The sequence below is a fragment of the Pseudomonas sp. CGJS7 genome, from assembly GCF_036961695.1.
In genome coordinates this window covers 1-12288 of the sequence record NZ_JBAMDI010000021.1, presented here as the reverse complement: position 1 = coordinate 12288, position 12288 = coordinate 1, and the positions used below count along the sequence as shown (strand labels likewise).

Below are 12288 nucleotides of genomic sequence, written 5' to 3'. Positions count from 1 at the left end.
CAGCTCCTTATGTGTATTGCCTGTACCGGCCCTTTCGCGGGCACGCCCGCTCCCACAGTAATCGCACAGTCTCTGAAAGCTGTGTAGCACCTGCAGAAACCAAAGGCACTGCACAGGTTCTGAGGTTTGTGCAGCACCTGTGGGAGCGGGCGTGCCCGCGAAGAGGCCAGTACAGGATAACGCGGCTCGTCCGTCAGAACTTGTATGAAGCCGCCAGGTAGGTCTGGGCGCTGCTGGTCAGACGCAGGGTGCCGTCCTTCGGCCCGCCATGTGCGCCCACCTCGGTCGCGGCATTGGTGCGCAGGTAACGGTAGCCCAGTTCGACCGAGGCCTTGTCGGTGATGTCCTGGATCACACCGGCCTGCAAGCCGTAGGCATAACCGTAGTCAGTGTCCCGGCTGGCGCCTGGCGAGTCCTGGGTCAGCTTGGTCACACCCAGGCTGCCACCACCGAACAGCTTGGTGGTATCGCCCACCGGCAGGAACAAGTCGTAGCTGCCAAGCAGGTTCTCCTGGCGCAACTTCAGGCCACTGTGGTCGCCAGAGACGTTGTCATAGGTCATGTAGTAGCGGCCCTGGTCGTTGATCTTGCCCAGACGCACACCCCAGGTATCGTCCTTGCCGATGATACCATCGGCGTTGAGGTGGTCGGTGTTGCGTTGCAGCAGGCCGGACTTGCGGACTTTGTCGCTGGTCTGGCCGTAGGTGAGGCTGGCGAAGTTGTCGTCCGCGGCCTGGGCGGTGGTGATGCCAGCGGCACAGACGGCCATGGCGGCAAGCAGGGTATTGAAGGTTTTCATGGCTGGGTACTCCAGTTGGGTGCGCTGTTTCGGTCTGGAAGCTAGAGTAATCAGGGCACCCTGAACCGCGACTGAACCCTGGCTGAACCCCGGCTGAACGAACCGATAGCAAAACAAGGAGTTGTGAACATGCGAGCCCTGCTGGCCCTGACCCTGATGTGCAGCGCCGCCCTCGCCCAAGCGGCGGTAGTGACCCGTGAAATTCCGTATCAGGACGACGATGGCAACCGCCTCGTCGGCTACTACGCCTACGATGACGCGCTGGACGGCAAACGCCCAGGCATCGTTGTGGTGCATGAATGGTGGGGCCTGAACGACTATGCCAAGCGTCGTGCGAGAGATCTCGCCGCCCTGGGCTACAAGGCACTGGCCATCGACATGTACGGCGATGGCAAACACACCGAACATCCGCAGGATGCCCAGGCATTCATGGCCGCAGCGATGAAGGACCCGGCTGCGGCAGCAGCGCGCTTCGACGCGGGCCTGGAGTTGTTGAAAAAGCAGCCGAATGTGAACAAGCATCAACTGGGCGCTGTCGGCTACTGTTTTGGCGGCAAGGTGGTGCTCGATGCCGCACGCCGGGGAGAAAAGCTCGATGGCGTGGTGAGTTTCCATGGCGCACTGGCCACCCAGACCCCGGCAAAACCTGGCGTAGTGCGGGCCGATATCCTGGTCGAGCATGGTGCAGCGGACAGCATGGTCAGCCCACAACAGGTAGAGGCGTTCAAGGCCGAGATGGATGCGGCCAAGGTCAACTACCAGTTCGTCAGTATTGAAGGGGCCAAGCACGGGTTCACCAACCCCGATGCCGATCGGCTGAGCCATGGTGAACATGGTGGGCCGGACATTGGCTATAACAAGGCAGCGGACGAGCGTTCCTGGGCGGATATGCAGGCGTTCTTCAAGAAGGTGTTCAAATAAAAGATTGTGCAATCGTTGGAGGAGCAACTGTCTTGCTCAATTTCTAAAAGCTGGCGCGATCTGTGTGGGAGCGGGCTTGCCCGCGAACACGGGCGAAGCCCGTGCCATCCACCGCGGTGTATTCTTCGCGGGTAAACCCGCTCCCACACCAATCACGCTTTGATCTGCGCCATGTTGTCATGGCTGCGGTAAGTCATCCTGCCACGCCACCTCCCTTAGCGCCTGCACAGCTGGCACAATAGCCGCCATGAACACACTTCCCGCCTGCTGCGCCCCGCTCCGGCACCACTGGCCCCTGCCCCGCCCACTCCCCGGCGCGGTGCTGGTCAGTTGCGCCTTCGACCCTGCCCACCTGGCAACCGACGACTTCCAGCGCGCCGGTATCGTGCCCAGCGCCAGCCTGCAGCGCTCGGTCGCCAAGCGCCAGGCCGAGTACCTGGCCGGTCGCGTATGTGCCCGCGCCGCGCTCCAGCACCTGGACGGTCGCGACTACGTGCCCGGCACCCACGAAGACCGCTCGCCCATCTGGCCCGCCGGTATTCATGGCTCGATCACACACGGCAAGGGCTGGGCCGCTGCGGTGGTCGCCGGCGAAAACAGCTGCCAAGGTCTGGGCCTGGATCAGGAAGCCTTGCTGGATGACGAGCGCGCCGAGCGGCTGATGGGTGAAATCCTTCTCCCGGCAGAGCTCGAACGCCTTGACCGCCGCCAGCTTGGGCTTACGGTCACCCTGACGTTCTCGCTGAAGGAAAGCTTGTTCAAGACCCTGTACCCACTGACTCGCCAACGCTTCTACTTCGAACACGCAGAAGTGCTCGACTGGTCCGCGGAAGGGCTGGCGCGCTTGCGCCTGCTCACCGACCTGTCACCGCAGTGGCAGCAAGGCGCAGAGCTGCAAGGCCAGTTCTGCCTGCAGGACGGCCACCTGCTGAGCCTGGTCAGCGTCTGACCTTTACAGCGGTGCCTGCTGCCTTGGCCAGTTCAGGCTGAAGCAGGCACCGCCCAACGCCTCGCTGCGGCCCACCGTGGCCCGGCCCGCGTGCCAGTAGATGATCCGCCGTACGATCGACAGGCCCAGGCCATGCCCGCCCGAGGCACGGGTGCGGCTGTCATCGAGGCGGGTGAAGGGCGTGAAAATGCGGTCCCAGAAGCCCTCGGGGATCCCCGGGCCGTCATCCTCCACATCGATGCGGCAACGTTGCTGGCCCAGCTGATAGCTCAGGCGCACTTCGCTCTCGGCATGGCGCATGGCATTGCCGACAAGGTTCTGCAGGGCCCGGTGCAAGTAGCGCGGCTCGGCCTCGACCCAGGCGCCTTCGGCATCCGCGCCCTGGCAGTCGCCGCGCACCACCCGCACCTCGGCACGCAAAGGTGCCAGCTCTTCGATCACCCGATCGAGCAAGGCATCCAGATCGACCCGCTGGAACTTCAAGGCCGGTGCGCCCTGCTCCAGGCGGGCGTAGGTCAGCATCTCATCGACCAGCTTGTCGAGGTCCTGAATATCCCCGTCCATGCCCGCCAGATGCTTAGCCCGCACCTGTTCAGTCGTGGCGCTTTCGATCATCTCCAGGCCAAAGCGCAGGCGCGCCACCGGCGTGCGCAGCTCGTGGGACACCGCTCGCACCAGCTCACGCTGCATGGTCAGCGAGCGCTGCAGGTGCTCGGCCATGCCATTGAAGGCAGCCGCCAGGCGCCCTACCGAGTCGGCGTCGCCGGCCGGCACGCGGGTATCCAGGCTGCCCTGGGCGATGCGCGTGGCAGCAATCTCCAGGCCCGACACACGACGTTCCAGCTGACGCACCAGCAGGTAGACCACCAGGCCGATCAGGCACAGCCCCAGGAAGGCAATCAGGATCAGCAACTGCGGCGGGTAAGGGTTGAGCTGGTACAGCGGGCCGATTTCCAGTACCCATGGCGAGCCCGTCAGCCCGGCGAACACCCGGATCGAGTCACCATCCTTGCCCAGCGCCATCACCGTGTCGCCCTCCTCCACCCGGCGCCGCTGGTCATCGTCCAGGCTGACCCGCTCGATACGTTGCAAGGCAACGCCAAAGCCGAAGCCTTTTTCCTGCTTGATCTGTGCCAGACGCTGCTGCTGTTCGGCTACCGGGTAGCGCACCAATTCGTCGGCCAATAGATAGAGGGTGGCCCGCGCCAACTGCTCGCTGATCTGTTTGATCTGCGCGACCAGCATCAGGTCTTCCTGGCCCACCTTGCGTAGCACTTGCGCCGCATGCGGGCCAATCTTCTCGACCACCACCAGGCCACGGTACAGGCGCGCCCGCTGGCCACCGTCAAGGCTGCGTGCGCTCATCGGCTGCAGCGCCAACGGCACGCCAAGCAGGCGTTCCCAGATCAGCAGCGAACGCTTGCGTTGGGTTTCATTCTGCATTGCCAGGTTGTCGGCCATCAGGCTGAAAGTGCCCTGGGCCAGGCCCTCGCGGTGCTGGGCAGCGCGCACTTCGTTGACCAGGTGCAGGCTGAGCACGCCAAGCAGGGCCACCAGCACCAGCACGGCCAGCATGCCGCCGTAGATGCGCAGGAAGATCGAATTGTTCATGGCGCCTCGCCCACGAACAGGTAGCCTTTGCTGCGCAGGGTCTTGATCAACCGCGGCTGAAGCGGGTCATCGCCGATCTTGGGGCGGATTTTCGAGATGCGGATATCGATGGAGCGGTCCTGGCCGTCGTAGCCCACGCCACGCAGTGCGGTGAAGATCTGTTCACGGGTCAGCACCCGGCCAGCGTTGCTGGCCAACAGCCAGAGCAGGTCGAATTCGGCGCCGGTCAGCTCGATCAACTGCTCGCCCAGGTGCGCCTCACGCAGGCGGTTGTCGATACGCAGCGCACCGAAGGCCAGGTCCTGGCGCTTGCTGTCCACGGTTTCGCTGCGGCGCAGCAGGGCCTGGATACGCGCCAGCAGCAAGCGTGGGCGCACGGGTTTGCAGACGTAGTCATCGGCGCCCAGGTCCAGGCCCTGGACCTGGTCGAGTTCATCGCTGCGCGCGGTGAGCATGAGGATCGGCCCCTGGTACTGGCTGCGCACCCGGCGGCAGATGCTCAGGCCGTCCTCGCCGGGCAGCATCAGGTCGAGGATGACCAGGTCGGGCTGGCTGTCGATGATGCGCCGGGCGGCGCGGGCACCATCACCCTCCACGCTGACCTCGAAGCCGTTGGCCTGCAGGTACTCGGCGGTCAGCTCGGCCAGGCGCTGGTCGTCTTCGACAATGAGGATGCGGGGTAGGGTTTGGTCCATGACTTTGGCCTTGTTTGTTCTTGGGATCGTGTCAGGGCAGCTGAGAGTATGACTGTAGATGGGTGGGGCCTGCGAGATCGAGCGCCGCCCGCACGGCGCATCGCGAGCGAAGCTCGCTACAACGACCTGTGTCCAACCCCCGATGTGTGCCCACCACCGTGGTAGGAGCGGGTTTACCCGCGAATACGGTGGCGGCGGCAACGGTGAACGGCGGGTGAAGATTGGCCAGCAGGGCCGGCCCTTTCGCGGGTGAACCCGCTCCTACACGGCGGCCTGTGCCCAACCACCGACATGTGTCCACCCTCGATCAGGCGTAGGAGCGGGTTTACCCGCGAATACGGTAGCGGCGGCAACGGTGAACGGCGGGTGGAAATTGGCCAGCAGGCTCGGCCCTCTCGCGGGTAAACCCGCTCCTACAGGCGACCGCGCGCGGGGGAACCAGGATCTTCAGGCATGCCCCTACCGCCCCCTCGACTGAACCGTTTCTTGTGATAGGGTTCGCGCCCGAAAAAAACTGCCCAAGGGCGTCACGAAGCAGAAAAATACTGCAAACCACTTGGCACAAGGCCTACAGCGAATACCCACCATTCACTCACAAAGTACGCACACGTTATCCACAGGCGATTGCCTTGCAAAGCCCCCAATACCGCATTATCTTGTATCCCGATCGCAGCGAACCACTAGATATAGGGGTTCGTGCAAAATCACACACAAAAGTCAACCCGCAAGATCAAGCGATTTTCCGGGCGGAACTTGAAGTGATTTCAGCAGCCAAACCGCTCCTGCGGAGGCGACCGAGGCAAGCCCTTCCAGGGCCTTGTTCGGGCATGGGTGTTGCAGGCCAGGCCTGGCATCCATCAGCAACAGATTTTGGGCATCGCCCAGAACCTTTGACTTCGGCCAGGGAGCGGCAAGCCATTGCCCCTTATTCCTGAGTCTGTCCCGAAGTCGGTACGCCCGTGCGGGCGGATGCGCATGCATTACGCATCCCCGCGAGGCCATCGAGCAAGTGGACGGAACGGTGGGCGCCCCAGGGCGCCTGAACAATATAGAAATTGTGGAGACACCCACCCATGCAAACCGACACAACTCGCGAGAACCCGCAGGCCAAGGTGCCGCAGGCCGCCGATTCCAACCCGGATCTGGCCGCCACCGCCCCTGGCCAACTGCGTGTGATCAAGCGCAACGGCACTGTCGTCCCTTACACCGACGACAAGATCACCGTGGCCATCACCAAGGCGTTCCTCGCAGTTGAAGGCGGCACTGCCGCCGCTTCGTCGCGCATCCACGACACCGTTGCGCGCCTGACCGAGCAGGTTACCGCCACGTTCAAGCGTCGCATGCCATCGGGTGGCACCATCCACATCGAAGAAATCCAGGACCAGGTCGAACTGGCCCTGATGCGCGCCGGCGAGCAGAAAGTCGCCCGCGACTACGTGATCTACCGTGACCAGCGCGCCAAGGAGCGTGCCACCCGCGCCAACACCGACGCCGTGGTCGAGCCGCACCCGAGCATCCGCATCACCCTGGCTGACGGCAGCCTAGCGCCGCTCGACATGGCCCGCCTGAACACCATCATCAGCGAAGCCTGCGAAGGCCTGGCCGAAGTCGATGGCGACCTGATCCAGCGCGAAACCCTGAAGAACCTGTACGACGGCGTGGCCATCAAGGACGTCAACACCGCCCTGGTGATGACCGCCCGTACCCTAGTGGAGCGCGAGCCGAACTACTCGTTCGTTACCGCCCGCCTGCTGATGGACACCCTGCGCGCCGAAGGCCTGGGCTTCCTGAATGTAGCCGACAGCGCCACCCACCACGAGATGGCTGACCTTTACGCCAAGGCCCTGCCGGCCTACGTCGCCAAAGGTATCGAGTTCGAGCTGCTGAACCCGGCCCTGGCCGACTTCGACCTGGAAAAACTGGGCAAGGCGATCAACCACGAGCGCGACCAGCAGTTCACCTACCTGGGCCTGCAGACCCTGTACGACCGCTACTTCATCCACAAGGATGGCGTGCGCTTCGAGCTGCCGCAGGTGTTCTTCATGCGTGTGGCCATGGGCCTGGCGCTGGAAGAAAAAGACAAGGAAGCCCGTGCGATCGAGTTCTACAACCTGTTGTCGTCGTTCGACTACATGGCCTCGACCCCGACCCTGTTCAACGCCGGCACCCTGCGCCCGCAGCTGTCCAGCTGCTACCTGACCACCGTGCCGGACGACCTGTCGGGCATCTACCACGCGATCCACGACAACGCCATGCTGTCGAAATTCGCTGGCGGCCTGGGCAACGACTGGACCCCGGTCCGTGCACTGGGCTCGTACATCAAGGGCACCAACGGTAAATCCCAGGGCGTCGTCCCGTTCCTGAAAGTGGTCAACGACACCGCCGTTGCCGTGAACCAGGGTGGCAAGCGCAAAGGCGCTGTATGTGCCTACCTGGAAACCTGGCACCTGGACATCGAAGAGTTCATCGAGCTGCGCAAGAACACCGGTGATGACCGCCGTCGTACCCACGACATGAACACCGCCAACTGGATTCCTGACCTGTTCATGAAGCGTGTCTTCGATGACGGCAAGTGGACCCTGTTCTCGCCTTCGGAAGTGCCAGACCTGCACGACCTGACCGGCAAGGCCTTCGAAGAGCGCTACGAGTACTACGAAGCCCTGACCGAGTACAACAAGATCAAGGTGTTCAAGACCATCCAGGCCAAAGACCTGTGGCGCAAGATGCTGTCGATGCTGTTCGAGACCGGCCACCCATGGCTGACCTTCAAGGACCCGTGCAACCTGCGTTCGCCGCAGCAGCACGTGGGCGTGGTCCACAGCTCGAACCTGTGCACCGAGATCACCCTGAACACCAACAAGGACGAGATCGCAGTCTGCAACCTGGGCTCGATCAACCTGCCGAACCACATCGTCGATGGCAAGCTGGACACCACCAAGCTGCAACGCACCGTGAACACCGCTGTGCGCATGCTCGACAACGTGATCGACATCAACTACTACTCGGTGCCGCAAGCGCGTAACTCGAACTTCAAGCACCGTCCGGTCGGCCTGGGCATCATGGGCTTCCAGGATGCGCTGTACCTGCAGCACATTCCTTACGGCTCCGATGCTGCCGTCGAGTTTGCCGACAAGTCGATGGAAGCGGTCAGCTACTACGCCATCCAGGCTTCTTGCGACCTGGCCGATGAACGCGGCGCCTACGAGACCTTCCAGGGTTCGCTGTGGTCCAAGGGCATCCTGCCGCTGGATTCGCAACAGATCCTGATCGAGGCCCGTGGCCAGAAGTACATCGACGTCAACCTGGAAGAAACCCTGGACTGGGCGCCGGTACGTGCCCGCGTGCAGAAAGGTATTCGTAACTCGAACATCATGGCCATCGCGCCAACCGCGACCATCGCCAACATCACCGGCGTGTCGCAGTCGATCGAGCCTACCTACCAGAACCTGTACGTGAAATCGAACCTGTCGGGCGAATTCACCGTGATCAACCCGTACCTGGTTCGCGACCTCAAGGCCCGCGACCTGTGGGACTCGGTCATGATCAACGACCTGAAGTACTACGACGGTTCGGTACAGCAGATCGAGCGTATCCCGCAAGAGCTGAAAGACCTGTACGCCACTGCGTTCGAAGTCGAGACCAAGTGGATTGTCGACGCTGCTTCCCGTCGCCAGAAGTGGATCGACCAGGCGCAGTCTCTGAACCTGTACATCGCCGGCGCCTCGGGCAAGAAGCTGGACGTGACCTACCGCATGGCCTGGTACCGTGGCCTGAAAACCACCTACTACCTCCGTGCCCTGGCCGCCACCAGCACCGAGAAGTCGACCATCAACACCGGCAAGCTCAACGCCGTTTCCAGCGGTGGCGACAGCGCCCCGGTCCAGGCAGCCGGCCCAGCGCCAGTGCCGAAGGCCTGCGCGATCGACGAGCCTGACTGCGAAGCCTGCCAGTAAGGCCTGAATGCCGTGCGGGGTGCCTACGGGTGCCCCGCGCGGCATTTTTGTATCCGCGCCTCAGAGAAACCTTGCCCTTTGCCCACTGTTCACGCAGCTCGGTAAAAGAACAGGACCTCTCAAAAAAGGATGTAAGCCCATGGCGCGGAAAAAACTGGCATCTCGCAAGATTGGTCGCAACGCAGAAACCGGCCGTTTCACCTCAGTGGAACAGGCACGCAAGCACCCCAAGACACACATTGTCGAAACGCTGTACACCCACCGTAGCTAGTGGTGGCTGGCCTCATCGCCGGCAAGCCCGCGGTGAGGCCGATTCCGCCAATACAGCCCTCAGAAACACCATATGATGTGCCTTCAAATTTAAACTGGCACAACATATAGGTTGGCGCTACACTCTCCCCCCGTAGAAGAAGCCACCCGTTTCGTGAACGGACGCACGCCAAACCGGTCAAAAAAGTTACCCTCGCCGGCAAGACACGCGCCCCGATCGAAGGTGAATTCCGGTATACTTTGCGCCCTCTGAAAAGAGCACCTATTCAATTGTCCTGGCCCCTCCCAGAGGCCTGGCCAGGTACAAGCCAGAACACATTCAGATGTAAACGAGAGTCAGCCTCTCGAGCTGCCCATTCGCCATTACGGCCTTGCGTCAGGCATCACATTCTTAAAATCCAACCGGTTGCCTCTGGGCGACCCTCAAGCAGGAGCCAAACCATGCTGAGCTGGGACGAATTCGACAAAGAAGACGGCGAAGTAGCCGCCAAAGGCAACACCCCTGCGCAGGCCGCTGCCGCCGCCACTCTCGACAAGCTCGACAGCGCCGGTGGTGCCGCCGCCTTGGAGGCCCGTGCGGCCACCGCTTCTGACTCCGAAGCCGTCAAACGTGCCAAGGCTGCCCTCGACGCCCTTGACGTTGCCGAAGGCCTGGCCGAGCTGGAAGGCTCCTCGGCCCGCGTTGCAGTAGATGAAAAGCGCATGATCAACTGCCGCGCCGACCTCAACCAGCTGGTACCGTTCAAGTACGACTGGGCCTGGCAGAAGTACCTGGACGGCTGCGCCAACCACTGGATGCCGCAAGAGGTCAACATGACCGCCGACATCGCCCTGTGGAAGAGCCAGGACGGCCTGACCGAAGACGAGCGCCGCATCGTCATGCGCAACCTCGGCTTCTTCTCCACTGCCGACTCGCTGGTTGCCAACAACCTGGCCCTGGCCGTGTACCGCCTGATCACCAACCCGGAATGCCGCCAGTACATCCTGCGCCAGGCCTTCGAAGAGGCGATCCACACCCACGCCTACCAGTACTGCATCGAGTCGCTGGGCATGGATGAAGGCGAGATCTTCAACATGTACCACGAGATCCCGTCGGTCGCCAAGAAAGCCGCCTGGGGCCTGAAGTACACCCGCGCCATCTCCGACCCGGAATTCAACACCGGCACCGTCGAAACCGACAAAGAGCTGCTGCGCAACCTGATCGCCTACTACTGCGTCCTGGAAGGCATCTTCTTCTACTGCGGCTTCACCCAGATCCTGTCCATGGGCCGCCGCAACAAGATGACTGGCGTTGCCGAGCAGTTCCAGTACATCCTGCGTGACGAGTCGATGCACCTGAACTTCGGTATCGACGTGATCAACCAGATCAAGATCGAAAACCCGCACCTGTGGGATGCGGCGATGAAGGAAGAAGCGACCCAGATGATCCTGCAAGGGACCCAGCTGGAGATCGAATACGCCCGAGACACCATGCCACGCGGCGTATTGGGCATGAACGCAGCGATGATGGAGGATTACCTCAAGTTCATCGCCAACCGTCGTTTGACCCAGATTGGTCTGAAAGAAGAATATCCGGGGACTACCAACCCGTTCCCTTGGATGAGCGAGATCATGGACTTGAAGAAGGAGAAGAACTTCTTTGAGACGCGGGTGATTGAGTATCAGACGGGTGGGGCGTTGAGCTGGGACTGATCTCCAAAGGGCTGCCGAAAGGCAGCCTTTTTTGTTGAGAAAATAAATCGAGGCCAAAATTGTCGAACAGCATGATCGATCTATTTTTAAAGCTACTCAATGAAAGGCACAATGAACTTAAAAGCAAGGTAGCCCACCTCCTTAAAGCATTGGCAAGCGAGGATTTAGGCACCAAAAAGAAAGCCGCTCAAGAAGCACTTTCCGCGGCCGAAAACCTGAAGCTCGTAATTCCCTCTACTGATGTACCAAACTGGTTACATAGCATAATACACTATATCAGTGGCCAGTTAGGACCGAATTGGAGAAGCTCTGTACTACTACAAAGCTTAATCCCGAAACTTCCTTCTCTCAATGAACACACTTGGAACATTAACGACAACAAAAGCTCAGCTATAGACTTCGACGGTGTCTTCGAACTTTACAGAAAATAAAGCAGACTGCCCGAGCTATTCTCAGAAATAGTAAAAATACTGGAAAGCATAAAGGATAGCGGGGATGTTGACAGCCTCAGTATGATTGAGGCTCTCGCAAAGGTCATATCTACAATTAAGAAATGCAGCAGCGGCTCCTACTTTTCAGTCAACGGTGCCTGGGCGTTCTTAACCAGTTTCTTGAACAACTATCTATGGGTAGAACTGGGGAAAATTCCTGTTTTAGGCAGTGCTTTTGAAGCCTTAAGAAAAACGATAGACGAGACTGAAGCCGAGATTGAAAAAGTAAACTCCCTAGTCAAGCAAGATCTTGACAAGCGAGCAAAAACAGAAATCAAGGCGATTGGAACCGCAAACTTTGAATTTGTCACCTATGGAAAATCAGGGACGTTGATTGAGCGCTCATCCAGTTCAAATTTAGAAACTGAGTCCTAAGCTTATCCACTGCTATCGAAGCGATCAAAACCAAACCGAAAAATAGGTATCGATGAGACAATTTCAGACATGGACTACAGCTTTTTTGTTTGACGGCTTCGCCTGATGGAATTACCTTTTTTATCGGCGCCTAAGAAACGCCTCACGTAGCGGTCAATCCGCCCCGACAGATGCGGCTTTTTTTTGCCTGTGGTTTAATCCTGCGCGCAGAAAACGTGTTATGTCGGGAGCGGACTAATACAAGACCCGCAAGGGGAATACGTCCGGTCCGCTACGTGGGATTTCTTAGCTCCCGACACCCAGCCCTAAGAAAGCTGTAATCACGTAGAGGTAATGGAAATGCCCGTCAAATCCGATAGTTACAGGCTTTTCGCACATGCGTCTCGCCTGTGCCATGCTCAAAGGACCACGGAGGCCAGCCATGACTGACCTTCAAAAACCCTCTCTCTTCATCCGCCACAACCGCCCTCTCCACACCCTCTGGCTCGAATCCCAAGCCTGGTTCTGCGCCCACGAACTCGGCAGGCTGAGC

General features: G+C 60.4%; 8 protein-coding genes. 5 read left to right on the top strand and 3 right to left on the bottom strand.

What is annotated here, in order from left to right:
- Nucleotides 1–193: 193 nt before the first annotated feature.
- Nucleotides 194–799 (bottom strand): outer membrane beta-barrel protein, encoded by a 606-nt coding sequence (locus tag V7787_RS15040; protein ID WP_010952338.1) that lies wholly within the window; start codon nt 797–799, stop codon nt 194–196.
- Between the two features lie 129 nt (nt 800–928).
- On the opposite strand from V7787_RS15040, the gene V7787_RS15035 reads away from it, so the two are divergent.
- Nucleotides 929–1720, top strand: coding sequence for a dienelactone hydrolase family protein (locus V7787_RS15035; protein WP_060538947.1), 792 nt, complete (start codon nt 929–931; stop codon nt 1718–1720).
- Nucleotides 1721–1967: 247 nt separating this feature from the next.
- Nucleotides 1968–2669: a 4'-phosphopantetheinyl transferase family protein gene (locus tag V7787_RS15030; protein ID WP_064491549.1), complete on the top strand. Its 702-nt coding sequence runs from the start codon at nt 1968–1970 to the stop codon at nt 2667–2669.
- 3 nt (nt 2670–2672) lie between these two features.
- Here the strand turns inward: V7787_RS15030 and V7787_RS15025 are convergent, their stop codons facing one another.
- Together V7787_RS15025 and V7787_RS15020 are read right to left on the bottom strand one after the other, a co-directional pair.
- Entirely contained in the window at nt 2673–4280 is a 1608-nt protein-coding gene (locus V7787_RS15025) for an ATP-binding protein (protein WP_064491550.1), read from the bottom strand.
- Nucleotides 4277–4975: a response regulator transcription factor gene (locus tag V7787_RS15020; RefSeq protein ID WP_019438844.1), complete on the bottom strand. Its 699-nt coding sequence runs from the start codon at nt 4973–4975 to the stop codon at nt 4277–4279. Before V7787_RS15020 ends, V7787_RS15025 begins: the two co-directional genes overlap by 4 nt.
- Nucleotides 4976–6048: 1073 nt before the next feature.
- On the opposite strand from V7787_RS15020, the gene V7787_RS15015 reads away from it, so the two are divergent.
- The 3 genes from V7787_RS15015 (at nt 6049) to V7787_RS15005 (ending at nt 11756) form a co-directional block, all read left to right on the top strand.
- Nucleotides 6049–8928, top strand: a complete 2880-nt coding sequence (locus V7787_RS15015; protein WP_104886579.1) for a ribonucleoside-diphosphate reductase subunit alpha — start codon at nt 6049–6051, stop codon at nt 8926–8928.
- A 711-nt stretch (nt 8929–9639) separates the two neighbouring features.
- Complete coding sequence (locus V7787_RS15010) at nt 9640–10890, top strand: ribonucleotide-diphosphate reductase subunit beta (RefSeq protein WP_003254823.1); 1251 nt, start codon at nt 9640–9642, stop codon at nt 10888–10890.
- Nucleotides 10891–11402: 512 nt separating this feature from the next.
- A complete protein-coding gene (locus tag V7787_RS15005; RefSeq protein ID WP_064491737.1) occupies nt 11403–11756 on the top strand; it encodes a hypothetical protein in 354 nt (117 codons plus the stop codon).
- The last annotated feature ends 532 nt before the right edge of the window (nt 11757–12288 follow it).